General features: G+C 62.8%; 16 protein-coding genes. 5 read left to right on the top strand and 11 right to left on the bottom strand.

The genetic code is table 11. From position 1 onward, the window contains the following. Positions 1–240: 240 nt before the first annotated feature. Both J2Y41_RS07075 and J2Y41_RS07070 read left to right on the top strand, forming a co-directional pair. Positions 241–1884, top strand: a complete 1644-nt coding sequence (locus J2Y41_RS07075; RefSeq protein WP_396133499.1) for a dolichyl-phosphate-mannose--protein mannosyltransferase — start codon at positions 241–243, stop codon at positions 1882–1884. Between the two features lie 10 nt (positions 1885–1894). Continuing rightward, positions 1895–3727, top strand: coding sequence for an AMP-dependent synthetase/ligase (locus J2Y41_RS07070; RefSeq protein ID WP_309927510.1), 1833 nt, complete (start codon positions 1895–1897; stop codon positions 3725–3727). A gap of 12 nt (positions 3728–3739) precedes the next feature. Here J2Y41_RS07070 and J2Y41_RS07065 read toward each other — a convergent pair whose 3' ends face one another. After that, the gene (locus J2Y41_RS07065; protein ID WP_224091658.1) at positions 3740–4852 is read right to left on the bottom strand and encodes a TIGR01906 family membrane protein; all 1113 of its coding nucleotides are present in this window, start codon (positions 4850–4852) and stop codon (positions 3740–3742) included. Between the two features lie 154 nt (positions 4853–5006). After that, positions 5007–6002 (bottom strand): stage II sporulation protein M, encoded by a 996-nt coding sequence (locus tag J2Y41_RS07060; RefSeq protein WP_309927508.1) that lies wholly within the window; start codon positions 6000–6002, stop codon positions 5007–5009. A gap of 129 nt (positions 6003–6131) precedes the next feature. Between J2Y41_RS07060 and J2Y41_RS07055 the strand changes: the two genes are divergently transcribed. Beyond that, positions 6132–6935: an RDD family protein gene (locus J2Y41_RS07055; protein WP_309927506.1), complete on the top strand. Its 804-nt coding sequence runs from the start codon at positions 6132–6134 to the stop codon at positions 6933–6935. 29 nt (positions 6936–6964) lie between these two features. Here the strand turns inward: J2Y41_RS07055 and J2Y41_RS07050 are convergent, their stop codons facing one another. From J2Y41_RS07050 to J2Y41_RS07030, 5 genes are all read right to left on the bottom strand, one after another. Continuing rightward, positions 6965–7789, bottom strand: a complete 825-nt coding sequence (locus tag J2Y41_RS07050; RefSeq protein WP_309927504.1) for a pentapeptide repeat-containing protein — start codon at positions 7787–7789, stop codon at positions 6965–6967. Between the two features lie 208 nt (positions 7790–7997). Continuing rightward, positions 7998–9218, bottom strand: coding sequence for an Ig-like domain-containing protein (locus J2Y41_RS07045; protein WP_224166838.1), 1221 nt, complete (start codon positions 9216–9218; stop codon positions 7998–8000). Between the two features lie 146 nt (positions 9219–9364). Continuing rightward, complete coding sequence (gene ahcY / locus J2Y41_RS07040) at positions 9365–10843, bottom strand: adenosylhomocysteinase (protein ID WP_224091643.1); 1479 nt, start codon at positions 10841–10843, stop codon at positions 9365–9367. Between the two features lie 55 nt (positions 10844–10898). Next, positions 10899–11117 (bottom strand): Trm112 family protein, encoded by a 219-nt coding sequence (locus J2Y41_RS07035; protein WP_224091642.1) that lies wholly within the window; start codon positions 11115–11117, stop codon positions 10899–10901. Positions 11118–11276: 159 nt separating this feature from the next. Next, positions 11277–11684 (bottom strand): DUF3499 domain-containing protein, encoded by a 408-nt coding sequence (locus J2Y41_RS07030; protein WP_224091641.1) that lies wholly within the window; start codon positions 11682–11684, stop codon positions 11277–11279. Between the two features lie 111 nt (positions 11685–11795). Between J2Y41_RS07030 and J2Y41_RS07025 the strand changes: the two genes are divergently transcribed. Next, positions 11796–12314: a metallopeptidase family protein gene (locus J2Y41_RS07025; RefSeq protein ID WP_224166835.1), complete on the top strand. Its 519-nt coding sequence runs from the start codon at positions 11796–11798 to the stop codon at positions 12312–12314. A gap of 21 nt (positions 12315–12335) precedes the next feature. Here the strand turns inward: J2Y41_RS07025 and J2Y41_RS07020 are convergent, their stop codons facing one another. From J2Y41_RS07020 to J2Y41_RS07010, 3 genes are read right to left on the bottom strand one after another with little or no spacing between them, the layout of a single operon-like run. Continuing rightward, a complete protein-coding gene (locus tag J2Y41_RS07020; RefSeq protein ID WP_309927499.1) occupies positions 12336–14033 on the bottom strand; it encodes a DUF5719 family protein in 1698 nt (565 codons plus the stop codon). Further along, the gene (locus J2Y41_RS07015; protein ID WP_396133482.1) at positions 14026–17400 is read right to left on the bottom strand and encodes a glycosyltransferase; all 3375 of its coding nucleotides are present in this window, start codon (positions 17398–17400) and stop codon (positions 14026–14028) included. Before J2Y41_RS07015 ends, J2Y41_RS07020 begins: the two co-directional genes overlap by 8 nt. Positions 17401–17429: 29 nt before the next feature. Continuing rightward, a complete protein-coding gene (locus J2Y41_RS07010) occupies positions 17430–17975 on the bottom strand; it encodes a WhiB family transcriptional regulator (protein ID WP_263422286.1) in 546 nt (181 codons plus the stop codon). Between the two features lie 366 nt (positions 17976–18341). Here J2Y41_RS07010 and J2Y41_RS07005 point away from each other — a divergent pair, with 366 nt between their 5' ends. Continuing rightward, entirely contained in the window at positions 18342–19037 is a 696-nt protein-coding gene (locus J2Y41_RS07005; RefSeq protein ID WP_309927495.1) for a TIGR03089 family protein, read from the top strand. Positions 19038–19039: 2 nt separating this feature from the next. On the opposite strand, the gene J2Y41_RS07000 is transcribed toward J2Y41_RS07005, so the two are convergent. Further along, positions 19040–19606, bottom strand: coding sequence for a GtrA family protein (locus J2Y41_RS07000; RefSeq protein WP_224091633.1), 567 nt, complete (start codon positions 19604–19606; stop codon positions 19040–19042). Between the last annotated feature and the right edge of the window lie 147 nt (positions 19607–19753).

Raw genomic sequence — 19753 nt, 5'->3', positions numbered from 1 at the left:
GCAGCAAGAGCGCACTTCAACGCCGCAGCAAGGATGGAACGGTAGCATGGGCGGGTGAGCCAGTCCCCCGTTCCCACCACCGATTCCGGAACCCCCGCAGTGTCGGCATTACCTTCCGGAGCCACGGACGTGGCGGCAAGCAACGGCTCCGGAGAGCCGGCCCAGGAAACAGCGGCCAGGGGAACTACCCCATGGCGGCCTCCGTCCAGGCAGGACGACCCCGCTGGCAGCAACAGCAAGCTGCCTCCCGGACGCGGGCTCGAAGGCCACCGCTGGATCGCCAGACCTGCTGCGGCCTTCTCGGTGGACGCCCTGACATCACGTTTGATCGGCGGGATCCAAAGCTGGCGGGACTACCCGCCGTCGCTGCGTTTATGGTTCTGGTTGATTCCCGCCATTACCGCCGCCATCGGCGGAATCCTGCGCTTCTTCCGTCTTGAGGTCCCCCACAGCCTGGTCTTCGACGAAACGTATTACGTCAAAGACGCGTATTCGTACCTCGTCAGCGGATACGAACGCAGCTGGCCAGCCAACGCCAACGATTCCTTCAACGCAGGCAATCCAGAGATCCTGCTCAATACCCCGGAGTACGTGGTTCATCCTCCGGTGGGGAAATGGATGATTGCCTTCGGCATATGGTTGTTTGGGGCTGACAATCCGTTCGGCTGGCGTTTTGGTGCCGCCCTGACCGGGACTCTCACGGTCTTCCTGCTCTCGCTCATCACGCTGAAGCTCTTCCGTTCCCACACGCTTGGCGCAGTGGCCGGCTTACTGCTCGCGGTTGATGGCCACCACCTGGTGTTGTCGCGAACGTCCCTGTTGGACATCTTCCTTGCGTTCTGGATCCTTGCCGCCTTTGGTGCTTTGCTTTTGGACCGCGACGACGGCCGGCGTCGCCTTGCTTCCAGGCTGGCCGCCCGTGCGGCTGCTTCATCCGACGGCCGGCCCCCGGCCAAGCAACTGTTGGCCGGCCCCTGGTTGGGGATGCGTTGGTGGCGCCTGGTTGCCGGGATTTGCCTCGGACTGGCTGTGGGCACCAAATGGTCTGCGCTGTTTTTCGTCGCGGCGTTTGGCTTGTTGACCGTCTTCTGGGACATGAGCGCCCGCCGCATTGCCGGGATCCGCAGCTGGCCCAGTGCAGCGGTCATCAAGGATGGACTTCCGGCTTTCCTGACCATTGTCCCGATCGCGGCGGCCACGTACGTCGCCACGTGGACCGGCTGGTTCCTCTCCAAGGATGCCTACTACCGCCAGTGGGCGGCCACCAATCCGGCGCCCGGGTGGGATTGGCTGCCCAATTCCGTGCGTTCCCTGGCGCACTACCACCTTGAGGCATACAAGTTCCATCAGGGCCTCAGTGCCGACCACCCGTACGAATCCAGCCCCTGGACCTGGCTGGTCATGGGCAGGCCCACCTCGTTCTATTACCAATCGCCCAAGCAGGGCACTGCCGGCTGCATTGCCGAGACGTGTTCCTCGGCCATCCTGCCCGTCGGCAACCCCATTGTCTGGTGGGGCGGCACCATTGCCCTGGTGATCCTGCTCTTCTGGTGGGCAGGCCGGCGGGATTGGCGCGCCGGGGCCATCCTCGTTGGAGTCGGGGCTGGATACCTGCCGTGGTTCATGTATCCCGAACGCACGATGTTCATCTTCTACGCAGTTTCCTTTGAACCGTTCCTGGTGCTGGCCCTGACGTATGTCCTGGGGTTGGTGCTGGGCCGCACCACCGATCCTCCTTGGAGGCGGAGATACGGACTCTACATAGTGGGCTCGGTTGTGGTGCTGGCCGTGCTGGCAACAGCGTTTTTCTACCCCGTGCTGACCGCCGAAGTCATCAGCTACCAGGAGTGGCGGATGAGGATGTGGATGCCATCGTGGATCTAGGAGGAGGATCGTGAGGGAGGCAAGCACGGAGCTTCTGGTCGAGGCCGACGAGAATACCAACGTGACCGACCTCCTCCTGGAACGATGCGCCAAGGACCCGTTCGGCAACCTTTACGCCCACAAGACAGCCAATGGGTGGCTCAACGTGCCTGCTGCACGCTTCCTCGCGGACGTTCAGGCACTGGCCAAGGGCCTCATTGCAGGGGGCGTCAACCCCGGCGATCCTGTAGCTGTGCTCTCCCGCTCAAGTTTCGAATGGACCTTGGTGGACTTCGCCATCTGGATGGCTGGCGGAGTTACTGTACCCATTTATGAAACGTCTTCGGCAAGCCAGATCGAGTGGATCCTTGCAGATTCCGGTGCCCGACGCATCTTTGTGGAAGACACCTCCAAAGCAGACCTGCTTCACACCCTCGTTGAGAAGTCCACAGCTTTGGGTGAGGACCCGGTGACGATCATCCGCATGGAGCACGACGGTGAGGCCCCGAACCTGACCAGCCTTGCCGCCGTCGGAATTGGCATTATGGATGCCGAACTTGAGCGCCAGCGCAGCGCCGCCAACTTGTCCGATGTAGCCTCGATCGTCTACACCTCCGGCACAACCGGCAAACCCAAGGGCTGCGAAATCACGCATGGCAACTTCGTGCTCGTTGCCAGGAACGTCATCCCGTTCCTCCCCGAACTGTTGATGCAGCACGGCGCGCGAACGTTGATGTTCCTGCCGCTGGCACATGTCCTGGCAAGGGCAGTCCAGGTGGTCTGCCTCACCGCAGGCGTCACGTTGGGGCACAGCCCGGGTGCCAGCGGCCTCATGGCGGACCTGGGCGCCTTCAAACCGACCTTCCTGCTCGCAGTTCCCCGCATCTTCGAAAAGGTCTATGCCGGCGCCGGACACAAAGCGGCAATGTCAGGCAAGTCCGGGCTGTTCGCCGCTGCGTCCGCGGCCGCCGTCGAATATTCGACGGCGGTAGACCTCGCCGCCCGCGGGCAGGGGCCCGGTCCGGGTTGGTTCCTGAACCTCAAGCATTCGGCATTCAACAAGCTCCTCTACCCCAAGGTGCGGGAGGTCTTTGGCGGCGCCATCGGCTACACCGTGTCCGGGGCCAGCCCCCTCAGCCTCAGGGAAAACCATTTCTTCCACGGTGCGGGGATCCCTGTCCTTGAGGGCTATGGCCTGACCGAAACCACTGCGCCCTGCACCGTGAACACGCCAAGCATGTCCCGCATAGGGACCGTTGGCATACCGCTGCCCGGCACCACCATCCGGGTGGCCCCGGATGGCGAGGTACTGGTCAAGGGGATCGGCGTGTTCAAGGGCTACCACCGCAATGAGGCCGCCACCGCTGAGGCCTTCGTCGACGGCTTCTTCCGCACAGGAGACCTTGGCGAGCTTGACCCGGACGGGTTCCTGACCATCACAGGCAGGAAGAAAGACCTGTTGGTCACCGCAGGGGGCAAGAACGTCGCACCCGGTCCCCTTGAAGAGAAACTGCGGGAGCACCCGCTTGTGGGACAGGCCGTGGTGGTGGGCGACGGCAAGCCGTTCGTCGCAGCACTGGTGGCCCTGGATCCTGAAGGGCTTGAAGACTGGTGCGCCGAGAACAAGCGCGACGCCATGTCCCCCAGTGAAGCCGCCGGGGACGAGCGCGTTCGTGCAGCAGTTCAGTCTGCGGTGGACGAAGCGAACACTCTGGTGTCCTCGGCCGAATCCATCCGTAAGTTTGGCTTTATCACTGCGGATCTCAGCGTCGAGTCCGGGCACCTGACGCCGTCGCTCAAGCTGAAGCGGGCCGCGGTGGTTAAGGACTTCTCCTCGTTGGTGGAGAAGCTTTACGAAAAGTAGCGCCCCGCTCGTTTATGCGACGGTTTCGCCGGTGTCCTTGCGGACACCAGGGGTATCGCTTTCGTCGTCGATCTCCGTTGAGGATGCTTCTTCTTCGGCCGCTGACTTTGCGTCCAAACCACGACGACGACGCGTTGGCCAGGTGAGGATGAAGGTGATCGTTGCGGCCAGGAACACGAGCGCTCCAATGACGATTCCGGCATCCACCCAGAACTGTCCCGGGAAGAGACGAATGAGCGTGTCTTCCAGCGAGAATGTCCAGGTTCCATTGGCGAAGAAGATCCGGTGGAACTCCGTGAAGAACTGCTGCCAGCTCAGGGCTGCCAGCACTGCAAGGCCGATGATGATGACCAAGGTGACGATGGAGCCGGCGAAGAGCCCGCGCCGAACGCCGCCTGTACTGCGCTTACGCAAGTAGGCAATGGCGATGATGCTCAAAAGAATGAGCAGCAGGCCGGCACCGAACGAGGACAGAATGACCATCTTCACGTCCGCCATGTGCGCGACTTCGCTGTCCTTGAAAAGCTTGGCGCCGTCCTGGTTTACCAAGCCGCCCAAATATCTGGGCCCGGACCAATTGCTCAGGTAGTCCACAGCATAGGAGCCGTAGGTCATGCGATCGTCCGTGCTGAACCCGTAACCGTCTCCGGGGAAACCCGGCCGGTTGTATTCAACCCAGAGGAACAAGGGGCTGGTCACAGCCCGGACGGCCAGCACCAAGAGGATCACGGGGAAGAAGACGGCGAGCAATACCTGGAAAATCCGGGGGCCGATCGGTTTGACCTTTGCAGCCTGTTCGCGTTCCGCATTACGCCTGGCAACTTCGTCCTCCGGCGGACGAACCTGGAGTGCCGACGTCGGCAACGGTTCCGAATAGTGTGCCGGTTGGCGACTTGCGGGCGCATCTGCCACCGTCTCCGCGAAAAGCGGTGGCTCCGGCTCAACATCCGCAGCCTCGGCAGCCTTCCGGTCAGCGCGGCTCTCTGGCTGAACCGGGACCGGACCTGAGGGAGCCGCAGAAGAACCACCAGGCGCCTTGGGCTTCATCCAGTCAAAGGCCGGCTCGTCGGGGTCCTCGTGGACGTCCGTCCCCGGATCTTGTGGTTTTGGGCTCTTGTCACTCACAGCGGTTTCACTTCCGTAGGCATCCCACCGGCCTGACCATGCTGCCGGCACTCTTGTCTGCATTCGAGCCTACAGTCCGGCTTTGGGCGGAGACGAGGAGCCACCCCGCGTTGGGCAAGATCGAAACGCAACTGTAAGGTGCGGGCGTGTCCGCCTAGACAGCAACCCCCCGGTAGCCGGCGTCATGGCTGTCAAGATCGCCGGTAGCGCCCGAGCGGAATGAACGTCCACCCACAACCAGGGTGTACGTCCAATAGGCCACCAGGACCAGCGCCCCGATCGCGATCTTCATCCAGACAGGCAAGGGGCTTGGTGTCACGAATGCTTCCACGAGGCCCGAGATGAGAAGAACGAGGACCAACCCGAGGGCAACCGTGATGAGCGAACGTCCTTCGTCCGCCACGGCCTGCATCCGGGTCCGGGGTCCGGGCCGGACCATCGACCAAAAAATCTTCAGCCCGGCTGCGCAGGCGATGAACACCGCGGTCAATTCCATGAGCCCATGCGGAAGGATGTAGCTGAAGAAGACATCCAACTTTCCCGCGGAGGCAAACACGCCGGCTGCCGCACCCACGCCCTGGGCGTTGAGGAAGAGAATCATGGGCACCCAAAACCCCGTAATTCCGAACGCAACGGCTTGGGCTGAAATCCAGGCGTTATTAGTCCAGACCGCGCCGGCAAAGGACGCCGCCGGGTTCTCCGAGTAGTAGTCGATGAAGTCATCTTCAATGTACTGACGCACCCTGTCATCGCTGCCAAACGCGGCCCGCAGCGCCTCGGGCGACGTCCCGATCCACAGGGCGTACGCCCCACTCACCAGCACGAAGAATATCCCACACCACACTGTTAGCCATCGGAGTCTGTAGAACGCCGCCGGCAATGCGATAACGAAGAAACGGGCGAGGTCTTCCATGAAGTTCGAGCGTGCCCCGGTGAACCTGGTTCGAGCCTGGGCAAGCGCGGCAGACAGGGATGAGGACAGCGCCGTCTCGGGAGCCACCGAGCGGATGAGGGACAAATGTGCGGAGACGGTCTGGTACAGGCGCAATAGTTCGTCGGCCTCGGACCCAGTGAGCCGCCGCTTATGTGCCAAAAACGTCAGCCGCGACCATTTGTCCCCATGCACGGCCGAAAAGGCATCGATGTCCACGGCACCACCCTATCCCTGCCTGCCCTATTCCTGTCTGCTCTATTCCTGTCTGCCCTGATGGTCGCGGCTAGACTCGTTGATGCGGGTACATGATGCGCCCGCCGCGATTGCTGGCCACCGGGGGCGGACTTGAGTTCAATCATCACAGGCGAGGCAGTGGTCCTGGAGTTGCGCCCGGCGTCCTTCGCCGCCCGCGCGCTGGGGCTCATTCTGGACGTCATTGCCAACGTCCTGCTCCTGATCCTCCTCATCATCCTGGTCCTTTCTGCCGCCCGGGATCTCGATGAAGCCGCGGTCCGGGCCATGGTCCTGGCCTGTGTCGTTTTCTCCTTCGTCATCGTTCCCGTCGGTGTGGAGACGCTCACCCGCGGCCGCTCCCTGGGGAAGCTGGCCGCGGGCCTGCGTGTGGTCAGGGACGACGGCGGCTCCATCCGGTTTCGGCACGCGGTCATCCGTGGGCTGCTCGGGTTCCTCGAGATTTACATGACTTTCGGTGGCCTCGCTATCGGAGTGGCGCTCTTCAACGACAAGTCCAAGCGCCTCGGCGACGTCGTAGCCGGCACTTACTCCCTGCGGCAGCGCGTGCCCTCCGAGCCGAGGATCTTTCCCGGCGCTCCGCCATACCTCCAACCATGGGTGGCCTTAGCGGACATAGGCCGGATCCCCGACGCCACAGCCCGCCGGGCCGGAACCTTCGTTCAGCAGGCGTACCTCATGGCACCATCCTCACGCGCCAGGATGGCCGCAGCTCTGGCCTCCGAGCTGGCCAACTACGTCGCGCCGCCACCGCCAGCGGGAACGATTCCCGAGGACTACATAGGGGCAGTCCTCTGTGAGCGACGCAACCGCGAATTTGCCCGCCTCCGCACGGCGGAACAGCGCAACGCCGCCATCGGCGAAAGGCTCCGCAAGCTGCCGTTTACCCAGGGCTGAGACAACGCCGCAGCCCTCCGCCGATGTTCCTAGTGCCAATGGGCAGGCGTGGCGAGCCTTTCAGGCAGGCGCGTTTCCCGGTTTCCTTGGGCGGCGTTGATTTGCGGTTGGGTGAGGTAGAGGGACCTTGCGAGGTTGGCGCCGTGGAGACGGGTATCGCGCAGATCGGCGCCGAGGAGGTCAACGGCGGTTAAGTCACTGCGCTCCAGGTTTGCCCCTATCAGGTAGGCACCGCGGAGGTCCGAGCCGCATAGTTGCCGCTTTGCCAAATTGGCACCCATGAGGTCGGCACCCGGGTGGATTCCGCCGTCGGGCATTTCACGGCCCTCAGCCGCATATGAAGCGCGCACCTCCTCGCTGACCTCCATCAGAAGGGCACGCACCCGGGCGTGTAAATGTCCGACGTCGGCAGTCAGGACTGCGGACACCTCGCCTTGGGATGTGCTTTCGATATCTGTGGAAAGCCCGTGGGCGGTGGCCGCCAGCTCGGGATCGAAAGCGCGTTGTTCAGCTTCGGCCAAGTACCACAACATTTCGTGCAGTTGCTTGACGATCTTGAAGACAGCGAACATCGAGGCCTTGGACTCCGGATCCTGGACCCAGCTCGTACCCCCAAACGTGCGTTGGGAAACCACTTGGCCTGCGCCGAAGCAGTCAAAGACAGTACATCCGCTGAATCCGCGGGGCCGCAAACGTTGATGGATGGTGCAGGAAAAGTCGCTGGCCATGTTCGGGCAGGCTGAAGCAGCCGGTTTATCGATGGCGAAATCGGCTGAGCGGGCAAAGCCAAGGGCGGTGCAGCAAAGGGCGAAGCAATTACTGCAGTCCGGGCGAAGGGTTGGCGAAATAGTCATTAGTGCTCCAAGCGATGAAATGGAATCCGGTGGAAGGAGCCGGGAACCCTGCGCGGGTTCCCCTAGGGAAGACTCGTAATCACCACGGAGGGCAGCACAAATAACAGGTCCGGCCAGGTGCCGGAACCGGAAAGGAGAATCAAAGACCGCAAGAAATAATCACTGCCTCGATATTAACAGCAATTCTGTCCCCGGCTGGAGATGGAGGCTACCGCTGGGCGTAGCTGGCCCAGGGGATGTTCCAGTCGCCGAACCCCTCCAAGGGCTCCACAGCCGGCGCACCAGTATTCAGGATCTGCACCACATCACCGGTTTTCATGTTGTTGAAAAACCAGGCAGCATCCTCGGGCAGCAAGCCAACGCAGCCGTGGGAGACGTTCACGCGTCCAATGGCGCCCCAAGCGGACTCCAGGGCTTGATGGACATAGACGCCGGACCACGTGAGGCGGTTGGCATAGTCCACCACCATTGGAGCGTAATAGCCCTTGTCCCCGGGTTTGAGGCCGATGCTTCCAGCGTTGAAGTTGGATTTGCGTTCTTGTTCAAGGATCACGGCATAGCCGGTGGGCGATAGCCAGTCTTCGCCGCCCAGCGATACGGGTGCGGTGTGCATCAGTTGGCCATCGAAGTACACGTTCATGGTCTTGGTGTTGTCATCCACCACAGCCACGCGTTGCGGTCCCGTAGTGAAAGTGGAAACGACATCGCCGTTGCCGATCATCTTGTTACCGAAATCGACGCCCAGGAGCTTCATATCCACTGTGACCGTGGTTCCCGACGCCCAGAAGGCCTCCGGACGAATGCGGACCTTCTTGTCCGAGTACCAATGCCACGCCACTGGCTGGCCCGATGAAACGGTGATGGCAACGCGCTTTTCCATCGCGGCCTTGTCAACCACAGGTTCACTGAAGTTGATTTCAATCGGCTGGCCCGAGCCGGCAACTGTGCCGTTACGCGGATAAATGGAAGCATCGGCCTCGTAGGCGGCAGAAACCGTGGTGAACGTCTGCGTCTTCTTCGTTTCCTTACCTGCGGTGTCCACAATGGTGAAGGAATAGCTGTACTGGGTCTTGAACTTCAGGACCTCAAGGGTTGTCCATGTGCTGCCATCCGCGCTGGTCTTCCCCTGCACAGGTGTACCGCCTTCAACCGGCGCCAGCACAACATCCTTGACCTTGCCGTTGACGGCCTTGATCTGCGGGCCAACCACTGGATTCCACTCCACAGCGCCATCCAGCGGTGTGATGCCCAGTTCGACGGGTTTGGCCTCCGGCGTCGGAGTGGACTGGGTTGTGGCCACGCCGTTGGGGGTGGAACCGGACAGCAATCCAGGAACAGTGGCAACGCCAATACCGCCCACGACGATGGCCGCAAAGACCCCTGCAATGGCAAGGATCTTGCCCGTTTTCCGTTTGGCGACTTCCGTCATGGTTCCCGTCTTCCTGTCCCCCGGCAAGCAATACTGAACACCCAATTCTAGCCGAAAGGCCGGCCACGCTGGTCACGTGTCCGGCCTTTCACTGCGGCTTGGGGCTACCGCTTGGAGGTTACTGGCACCGCAAAACTGAACTTGGCCTAGTAGCGGTAGTGCTCCGGCTTGTACGGGCCTGCAACATCCAGGTCCAGGTAATCCGCCTGATCCTTGCTCAGTTCCGTCAACTCCACGCCAAGCGCATCCAGGTGCAGGCGGGCTACCTTTTCGTCCAGGATCTTGGGCAGGACGTAAACCTGCTTCTGGTATTCGCGTTCCCCGGCCGGCTGGTCCTTCTTGGTCCAGAGTTCAATCTGCGCGATCGTCTGGTTTGTGAATGAATTGCTCATCACGAAGGACGGGTGGCCAGTTGCGTTGCCCAGGTTCAGGAGCCTGCCTTCCGACAGCACGATGATCGACCGTTCGGAGTCGGAGCCGGCGTCGAAGACCCACTCGTGAACCTGGGGTTTGATCTCCACCTTCTTGACGCCGGGAACCTTGGCAAGACCTGCGATGTCGATCTCGTTGTCGAAGTGGCCGATGTTGCCCACGATCGCCTTGTTCTTCATGCCCAGCATGTGCTCGGCCATGATGACGTCCTTGTTGCCGGTGGTGGTGATGAAGATGTCACCCTGGGCAAGGACAGACTCCAGCTTGGCCACTTGGTAGCCATCCATGGCGGCCTGCAGGGCACAAATGGGGTCTATCTCGGTAACTACAACGCGCGAACCCTGGCCGCGTAGTGCTTCTGCCGCACCCTTGCCGACGTCGCCGTAGCCACAAACCACGGCAACCTTGCCGCCCATGAGGACGTCCGTTGCACGGTTGATTCCGTCCGGCAGCGAGTGGCGGATGCCGTATTTGTTGTCGAACTTGCTCTTGGTGACGGAGTCGTTGACGTTGATGGCCGGGAACAGCAGTTTGCCCTGTTCGGCGAGTTGGTACAGACGGTGCACGCCCGTGGTGGTTTCTTCAGTGACACCCTGGATCCGGGCGGCCACGCGTGTCCACTTCTGCGGGTCCGCGGCCAGGGTCCGGCGCAGGAGGTCCAGAATGAGGACGTACTCTTCAGGATCTTCCTCGGTGGCTGCGGGAACGGCGCCTGCAGCCTCGAAATCGACGCCCTTGTGCAGCAGCAGGGTGGCGTCGCCGCCGTCGTCCAGGATCATGTTGGGACCCAGCTCCGGGTTGGCGTCCGCTCCGGGCCAGGTAAGGATCTGCTCTGCGGTCCACCAGTATTCCTCGAGGGTCTCGCCCTTCCACGCGAACACGGGAACACCCTGCGGATCTTCCGGCGTGCCCTTACCGACGACGACGGCGGCGGCGGCTTCGTCCTGGGTGGAGAAAATGTTGCACGAGGCCCAACGAACTTCGGCGCCCAGGGCGGTGAGGGTTTCGATGAGGACGGCTGTCTGGACCGTCATGTGCAGCGAACCGGCGATGCGGGCGCCCTTGAGCGGCTGCGACGGGCCGAACTCAGCACGAAGGGACATGAGGCCCGGCATTTCGTGCTCAGCGAGACGGATCTGGTGGCGGCCTGCCTCGGCAAGGGAAATGTCAGCCACTTTGTAGTCGAAAGTCATGGAAGTCCTTATGGATGTTTAGGCGTACCGTGCGGGATTGCTGTTCTGGAAGTACTCAGGCCTTGGCGTTGTGCTGGCTGGAGCTTGCGGCGTTGGAAGCAGCCAGCAGTTCCGGCGGCAGAAGCAGGGGAATGCCGTCCTCAATCGCGTAACGGACCTTTTCACCGTTCTCGGCGGTAGCCGTTGACACAAGGTCCTCCCCCTCCTGGACCAGCGATGAACCCGTCACTGGGCAGCGCAGGATGGACAACAGTTCAGGACTGACCTTTGGCATGGATAATGCTCCCTGGATGGCGCGGGCATGGCGCCGCTGGCGGATTTATCTGCAGATTCCAGCCTACAGCGCAGGACCATCCACCATGGAGCCGACGAAGATTTGAGTCCGGGTTGCGGTGCGTGTCCGGGGTGGTCGTACGGCAGTGCCAGGACGGACCTAGGACGGTTCGCGCAGTATCCGCAAGTGGCCGCGGCGCGCACCTTCAACCATGGCGGGAGGCTCCACATGCGGCCGACTGGAACGCGGCGGGGTGTCCGTTGCCGCTGAAGCTGCTTCCCGCACCGCGTTGGCAAGAGCCAGCAAGTCATCGGGGCCAGGCTCCGGAGGTGTCGTTGGCATAGCCAGGCGCAGCACTTCCCAGCCCCGCGGGACCGTCAGGGATTCCGCATGCTGGGCGCAAAGATCGTACGCATGCGGTTCGGCGTACATGGCCAGCGGGCCGAGGACCGCTGTGGACTCGGCATACACGTACGTCAAAGTAGCCACCGCGGATTGGCGGCAGGCGGACCTTGAACACTGACGAATAGCACCCACAACATCCCAGATTAGCGCCCCTTGGCCCATAACCTGCGCATTGGCTGGCCGTGCCCACCCGGAAGGTGCAGTCAGCGCCGGTCACGGCGCGCTGTTCGCCATGATGTCGCGTTGGCGGTTCCTCGGGACTAAAGTCGATATATGCAGTCACAGCCACATGTTCCTGGCTTCACAATCCGGTGGACTGACGCCGAAGGCGATCAGGCAAAGGAACACACCGGCACGGATGTCCGCGGTTTCCGGCGGCGCCGGAGAAACCGTCACGGCAGAGGACTGCGTGGGGAACTCATGCTCCCAAGTCTTCCCGGCTTCCGGACCCGCGCCGAACGTTTCGATGACATGGTGCTGGACTCAGCCGAACGCCTCCAGGATATGTGGGGCAAGCAGTTGGATGGCGTGCTCTTCGCCGTCGACGAAATCCCGCCGAATCTGGAGCAATTGGTCGCCGAAGGTACGGCAGCCCCGATGGGCTCCTACACTCCGGGCAGCCGCGGCGAAGCACCCATGATCGCTGTGTACCGCCGTGTCGTCGAACAGACAGCCGGAACACGGGAAGAGCTCCAGGACCTCGTTCACGACGTCGTGGTGGAGTACACCGCGGAAATGCTCGGGGTACCGCCGGAGACGCTGGATCCGGTGTACCGGCGTCGCTACCAGTAGCGCCCGCGGGTCCCAACCCGCCTAGTAGCCCACCGTCACAGGAACTTTCTCGAGCCCCGCAGCAGCATCCTGGATGCCCAGCACTGAGACGTCGGCGCGGTCCTGCCTACCCAGGATAAGTGCCCCGTACGCAGGTTCCCCGGATGCTGAAACCACGTACCCGGCAACCACTGCTTGTCCGGATTTTGCTGGAAGCTCGATCAGCGATGTTGTGCCACCGGACATGTCCACGTCCACCGACTTGCCCACCTTCCCATCGGCTGTCACCGGTGCGTAGCTAACAGTTGCGCGTCCCTCAGGAACGCCAAAGCTGAAGGAGTTCTGCCCATCACGGGGCACGGCCACCACATGCTGGCTTCCCAGCCTGGCCGAAGACGGCGACCACGCGAAATCCGTTGGATCCTCCGCTTTGGCCCCCCGTGTGATCCGGGTTGAAGCGACGAACGCGACATCGGAACTCGCACTCACGGTGTAGCTGCCGGCCGGAACGCCGTCCAGGTCCAACGTAGCTACCGTGCCGCCCTTGACCGTGACTACTCCCCCATTGGGGAGCTGGCGCTCACCGTTCGCGCCGTACAGCCGGACCTGAACCACGGCGTCCGTGGACCCGGGTACGGCTATTTGAAGCGCCGGAACGGCGTCGGCAAAGCCGGATTTACTGCCAAGTGCCTTGATCGCCGCTGCATCCTGGATGTCGACGCCGGCCATCACTTGGAGGTTGGACGGCCCGGAACCCGGGGCGAGGAACTCCACCCCGCCCGGCACCAGTCCGCGCAGCACGCTCTGCTGAATGGTCCCTGCAACGGGTCCGCCCGAGCTGCGTACGTGCACTGCCAGTTGGGATTCGCCCGGGGCAAGGCCGGCAAGGTTTACCGAACGCGTTGTCCCGGGAGCCACAAGAAGACCCCGTGCGCCCGGCGCCTGGATCTGCCCCTGGGCGCCGAAGAGGTCCAGGTTGACGGTGGCAGGCGTCTCGGATGCATTGCTGAGGTTCAGGACCGCGGTCCGGCCAAGCGCGGTGTCCGCGCCCAACAGCCAAGCATCATTTCCGGGCTGCTGGCACGGAGCCGCCGCAAGGCCACGGAGGTCGCCGTCGTTGGCTGAATAGCTCAGGTTCGCGGCCAAGGAGGCTTGTTCGTTCCCGAGCGGGTCAGCACCCACCACGGTAGGAGCTGTCACCGGGCTGATGGTCGCAGCCCCTGCCGTCAGAACCGGTGGACCGGAAGTGGGCGATGGGGTACTCGTGGGCGTCTTTGCAATTTCAGCAACTGCGCCGCCTGCCAACGACGTCACTTTACTGCCCGGAATGGTACCTGCGGGATTGCTCAGGACCAGTGCGTTGAGCGCACTGGTGGCGGTGGTGGAAACCGGGCTGAATTCAGCATCGGTGTCCACATCGGTTCCGGTGACAAGGCGCGCTGGTTCCGGGCAGACGCCCAGGGAGCGGCCGGCCGGAACGTCGGCTTGCCGGATGTCCGCTGCAGATCCGCCTGAGGGCCCTGGAACCATCGAGGTGGCCGCAACCGCTCCGCCTCCCGCGGCAAGGATCACCGCTGCGGACAAAACCCCTGTGATGATGCCCTTGTTGGAACTGCGGGCACCCTTGCCGGAACGGGCATCTTTGGTGGAGTTGGGTGCATCTTTGGTGGAACTGCGGGCATTCTTCGTGGAACCGCGCGTCGCGTTATCGTCCACCTGCTTCTTTGGGTCCTCAGACACTGCTGTACTCCTTACGGAGGGAGACTTCGTCCCTCGACATGCCGGTTCGCGAGCGGCGTGCGGGCATCGGAACGGCCAACAGCACGGTTAGGCCGAACACCACGGCCTGCAGGATGCCAAACCAAAGCCCCCAAGGGTTGGTGTACCGGATTTCCAGGTCGCCACCAGTGGCCGGAAGTTCGAAAGCCTGCGCCCACCCGGAGGTGGTCGACTTCAGCTGGCGCCCATCCATCCAAGCACTCCAGCCAGGATCGGACCGTTCAGCCAGGACCACCCGGCGGCCTTCGTCGCCCGCCGGCACAGCTGCGTCCACGGACACCTCTGCTGAGGGCAGGGAGCCGATGGCCTCACCCTGGGCGTTGAGAATGCGAACCCTGTGGGCCGTGTCTGCAGCGGTGGCGGCAGAGGAATTCCTCGGGGTTACGCGCCACAACCACCCGGCGTCGGTTTGTCCAACAGCAACGAGGCCCGGAACGGCGTCGATCCTGCTGGCGGTCAGCTGGGCGGCGTCATCAGCGGCCTTGAGCACCACAAAACCGGCACCGAGCTGCTCCAGATCGTTGCGGGGGTCCACACCTGTGCTCGCCACAATGGTGGCCACTGCCCTGCGGAGGGACGCGGTAGCGGCGTCGTCGGTAGCAATCTCTTCACGGCCGGGCGCCCCAATAATGGTCCTGGCCGAGGCGATGGTAGACAGGCTGTCCAACGTAGTCCCGGCACCACGCATCAGAGAGGACGTAAAGGCGCCCTGCTCGCCGCTGGTGATGACCAACGTCCGCGTACGTTCCGGTCCCTCACCGCGGTCGACGGCGGTGGCCGGCAAGGTGCCGTTGTCCACCGGCCGCACCTGGCGTGCAGCGCCCAAGGAGAGCTTCTTACCCGCCTCTGATCCAGGGGCGTCAGCTGTATCGGCAGCGACCGGGGCCTCAGAGACGGGCCGCAGGACGTTTTGTCCCGCCCATGCCGCAATCCCGGCCAAGGGTCCGCCCAGCAGCAGCGCAAGGGCAACACCCGACGCCACGCGCCGCAAGGGCGACTTCCAGCGGGCAGCATCAGAAGTCCTGGTGGGAACTGCAAAGAGCTTATCGGCACCGAGCAACGCCGCACCGAGCAGCAGGATTCCGGCTGCAGAAACCGCCGGGCCGGTGAACGGACCAACAATCACGTTGTTGTTGACTCCGGTGGCCACATGGCCCATCAGCCAACTGCTGGCCAACGTAGCCAGCGCGGCCAACCAGAAGACGCGGACAAGGGCGGTGCGCTTGCCGGGAAGGAACAGTGCCGCTACGGCCAAGAGAAGGACAGGGACGCTCACCAGCAGAGCAAGCACCAGAGCCCAAGGCACAGCGCCCGGTCCGAACATCCCAAGACCCGTAAGGCCGCCGTCGATGTCGAAAGCCAGGGGCTGGCCCAGGAACTGCTGCCACAGTGGTGCAGCGTCGAAACTGAGCGGCAGGCCCGGATCGGCAAGCAAGGAGCGGGGGCGGTCAAGAACCGAAATGCCGTAGGGAATGAACAGCGCGGCGCTGGGCAAAAGCGACCACCAGAGTGTCTTTCCCCGCGTTCCGAGCACCACGGCCGCCAGGACGACGACCACCGTCAGTGGCCCCAGGAGCGACGGCGCGGATGCAGTGATTGCAGCCATCGCCAAGCCGGCAGCCGCCGCTGCGGTCCAGGACGGCGTGCCGTTAATTCCCGGTTTACCGAGCACGGGCGAGGGGCGACGCGTGAAAGGCGCCCTTGCGGCATTGGCCCGGCCTATCGCAGAACCGGACGCGCGTATCAGCGCCAGCAGCAGCAAAGGCATCAGCACGTGGGCCACCAAGGCTCCCGGCCTGCCTTGGTTGATGGCTACCAGCAGGGCAGGTGCCCCGGACCAGGCAAGAGCGGCAACAACCCGGAACCGGCGCCGGGCGGTCAAGGCCCCGGCAGCGAACCAGGCACCTATCGCAGAGAGTGGCATGGCCAGTATCAGCAACCACACGGTTGCCGAGTTGCCATCGCCACCCCCAAACAAGGAAAGAAGCCACAACACGTAAGCGAAGGGATCGGCGTGCCCAGGCAGTCCCGCACCGAGGGAAATCCACCATGTAGAGGCGTTGGCCCAGATATCGGAGGGTGACCCGGACAACGGGAGGAGTCCTCCTCCGGCCACGGTTCCTGTGCGAAGGAGGCCGAAGAGTCCAACGAAAGAAGCGGCGAACGTGATGAGGGCAGCAGCAACTGCACCAGTGCCAACCCACCCGCGTTCGTTGGTGGCCAGCGCCTCGAAATCGTCAGAGGCATCGCCGCTGGGTTCGGGGGCGAGAAGATCGGAGGCTACGGTAGTTTCCTCGCTTGGGCGGATGGCCTCCAGCAGGGAACGCCGGTTGGCGCGGACTTCACGCGAGGACGTTTGGAGGCCCCGGACCACCGAACGGTGAACGCGGCGGGTCCTCGCCGCAATCCGGCGGCCTCTTGCGATAGCCAAGGGCCGCACCAAGCCGGCGATAGTGGCCGTGAACTGGGAGAATCCGTAGCCCGGTTCCTTGACCAGAATGCTCAGCACCAAACGGACAAGTGCGCCCAGGAGCGCCCCCACTGCCTGGAACGGCAGGTTCCACCACGGCGTGTGTTTGAGGCGCATGTGAATTTGCGCTTTGCGCGCCGCGGAGGACGTACCAAGACCGTGCGGGCGGTGCTCCACGTGGAACATGCGCGCGCTTGGCACCACCACCACACGGTTTCCCGCAAGCCAGTTGCGCCAGCAGAAATCGACGTCGTCGCCGCTGCCGGGCAAGGCAGGGTCAAAGCCCTGCAACTGCTCCCAGACGTCCCTGCGGATCAACATTCCGGCAGAGTTCACGGCAAAAGTGTCAGAGCGGGCATCATATTGCCCTTGATCTACTTCGTCTGCGTCGATAAGTGTGAGGCGTTCGGCCCAGCGGCTGGTGGATAATCCAACGTCCACCAGATGACGGTCGTCCTGCCACCCAAGCTGCTTGCAGCCGGCAACTGTTACCGAAGTGGTCCGTTCCACTGCGTGGAGAAGCTCGGCCAAGGCATCAGGAGCAGGAGCGGCGTCGTCGTGAAGGAGCCAGATCCATGGGACAGCACCGGCCGATTCTGCGCTTTTGGCAACGTCCTCATTCCTGGCGGCATCCCTGGGAGCAAGCTCGTCCAGGCCGGCCTGGACAGCGGCGCCAAAGCCGGACTTGGGCTGGACGAATGTGGTGACGTTTGCTTGACCCAAGGCCTCACGAAGCAAGTCGAGGGAGTTGTCCGTGGATCCTGTATCAATGCCAATGGCGGCATCTGCCGAACGCGTCTGGTTCGACAGTGCCGCCAAGGTCCTGGGGAGATAGCTCCCGCCGTCGTGGGCAACCACGACGGCGGTAACGTGTACTTCCTTAAGAATTAGACTGCCCGCTTCCTTAACCGGCGACGTTCGCGCTCGGAGAGCCCGCCCCAGATGCCGAATCGTTCGTCGTTCGCGAGGGCGTACTCAAGGCACTGCGACCGGACGTTGCACGCTCCGCAGACCTTTTTTGCGTCCCTGGTTGATCCGCCCTTTTCCGGAAAGAATGCTTCCGGATCTGTCTGGGCGCACAGGGCGTCAGTCTGCCAACCGAGTTCGCCCTCGTCATCGAAGTCACTTTGGCCCGGCAGTCCGATCCACACCGGCTGTCCTGGAATTTCCTGGGGACGACGCAACTCCATGGGAGGGTCGTCCAAGTCTTCGTCCGGCCCGGCAGGCAGGTCCCCGATCAACGCTTCGTGCGCAGCGAGGAGGGCAGTTGCTTGATCCTCCAACGACTGCTGCACGTTCTGGTTGTATCGGTCTGCCGCTTCCGGGTCCGCCGGGTCCACGTACCAGTCCCCTGGCACTTCCCGCGAACGGTATTTCACCGACGCATGTTCTGCGACGACTGCATCTTCCTGGATACGCAACGCTTGCCCCATGGCGTCCCTCCTGATTTTGCAGCTGCTGCTTGGATGTGTTTCCGATTTCCGGCGGTGTTCCGGGAATCTGTGCAGCGGCGTTGATTACTAATTACACGCGTGTAACTACCCACCAGTCAAGCCGCGCCGGGATAATAATCAAGAATCTGTAGAAACGTGGGATGCGCCACGCCCAACGTTTTCCGCCGTGGCGCGGGCCGGCTGAGGCTAAAACGGAAGCCCCGCATCACTTTGGATGAACAACTCCTGACATTCCGCGGAATTCCCAAGACCCACACAGGATGTCCATCGACTGGACTTAACGGAGGTGTGTTGCATTTCACATTCTCCTGCGGCTCGACGCTCCCACCGTGGCAGGATTGATGCATGAGCATCCCGGCAGCGAACCTGATGACCACCCTGCGATCCGGCCATTCCACATCCCCGAGGCTGACCTGGTACGGCCCTGATTCCGAGCGCGTAGAGCTCTCCGGGCGGGTTTTGGACAACTGGGTTGCAAAAACCAGCAACCTGCTGCAGGACGAACTGGACGCCGAGCCGGGCAAGGCTATCAGGCTGGACCTCCCGGCACACTGGAAATCGTTCGTGTGGGCGCTTGCCGCGTGGCAGTTGGGCATGGAGGTAGTCTTCGACGGCACGGCAGCGGACCTGCTGGTGACAGATACTCCCGACGACGGCGCCGCGGCCGGCTTTGACGCGGTCGTCGCCGTACCCCTCGCGGCACTTGCGATGCGCTGGCCCGGCGAGTTGCCGCCCGGCGTCGTGGATTTTGCTGCGGAAGTCCGGTCCCACGGTGACGTCTTCATGGCACACAACGAACCGGAAGCCGGCCTTCCGGCCGTCCGCGGCAGCGCGGGCCACACCCATGACAGCCTTCTGGACGGATTCGCCGCTCCCCAGGAACCGGGCGTCCGGCTACTGGTTCGGGCGGCCGATGGTTTGGAGCCGGGCCTGGCAGCAGCGTTGGGCGCGTGGAAAGAAGACGGCTCAGTGGTACTGGTGCATCCCGACCTGGAAGTGACCGGGCACCTGCTTGAGAATGAGCGCGTCAGCCGATCCTGAGATCAGTTCTTGATGGAGGGCAATTCGCCGGTTGCAGGGCCTCCGGTGCCCGCCTCGGCAACTGACTTCTCCTTGTGATGGAGCTCCAGGATCTCGTGGTCGTGGGAGTAAGCCGGCTCGGCATCCAGCTCTTCGTTGAAGACCCAGAAGCGGTATGCGAAGAACCGGAAAATGGTGCCCAGCACGAGTCCGACGACGCTCCCTGCGATAAACAGCGACGGCTTGTCATTCAAGTCCAGCACGTACTTGGCGAACCACACACAACCGGAAGCAATCAGCAGCCCGACGAAGTTCATGACGGCGAACAGAACGGCCTCACGGACCACGTTCGCCTGCTTGCGGTGGCGGAAGGTCCAGAAGCGGTTGGCTACCCAGGAGAACACGCTTGCAACGATCGTCGCAATGGCCTTGGCCCAGACTTCGCTTCCGTGCATCGGGCCCGAAAACAGCCAGATGTAAACTGCCGAGTCAATGACAAAAGCAACACCGCCTACGGCGCCGAACTTTGCTACCTCGCGCCAAAAAAGCGAGGCAAGTCCGCGGATGCGATCTGCAAGTGTGGTGATCATGACCCTCCATGGCCGTTGAAAAGTGGGCCGATGGGCCACATCCATTTTAGCGCCCATTTCCAACCGTTCCCTTTGAGTCCCTTGTGAGAACGCCGATACCGGGGCCTGCGCCACTGCGAAAACCGGACCAAACCAACGGCGGAAACC

Origin of the sequence: Arthrobacter sp. 1088 (assembly GCF_031455315.1) — a bacterium.
Taxonomy (GTDB): Bacteria; Actinomycetota; Actinomycetes; order Actinomycetales; family Micrococcaceae; genus Arthrobacter.
This window is presented reverse-complemented; position numbering and strand designations above follow the sequence as displayed.

Coding starts and splice junctions, on each gene's coding strand:
- J2Y41_RS07045 (WP_224166838.1), bottom strand. CDS start 9,218: ATGACGGAAGTCGCCAAACGGAAAACGGGCAAGATCCTTGCCATTGCA.
- J2Y41_RS07010 (WP_263422286.1), bottom strand. CDS start 17,975: ATGGGGCAAGCGTTGCGTATCCAGGAAGATGCAGTCGTCGCAGAACAT.
- J2Y41_RS07035 (WP_224091642.1), bottom strand. CDS start 11,117: ATGCCAAAGGTCAGTCCTGAACTGTTGTCCATCCTGCGCTGCCCAGTG.
- J2Y41_RS07030 (WP_224091641.1), bottom strand. CDS start 11,684: ATGGGCCAAGGGGCGCTAATCTGGGATGTTGTGGGTGCTATTCGTCAG.
- J2Y41_RS07000 (WP_224091633.1), bottom strand. CDS start 19,606: ATGATCACCACACTTGCAGATCGCATCCGCGGACTTGCCTCGCTTTTT.
- J2Y41_RS07025 (WP_224166835.1), top strand. CDS start 11,796: ATGCAGTCACAGCCACATGTTCCTGGCTTCACAATCCGGTGGACTGAC.
- ahcY (WP_224091643.1), bottom strand. CDS start 10,843: ATGACTTTCGACTACAAAGTGGCTGACATTTCCCTTGCCGAGGCAGGC.
- J2Y41_RS07005 (WP_309927495.1), top strand. CDS start 18,342: ATGAGCATCCCGGCAGCGAACCTGATGACCACCCTGCGATCCGGCCAT.
- J2Y41_RS07050 (WP_309927504.1), bottom strand. CDS start 7,789: ATGACTATTTCGCCAACCCTTCGCCCGGACTGCAGTAATTGCTTCGCC.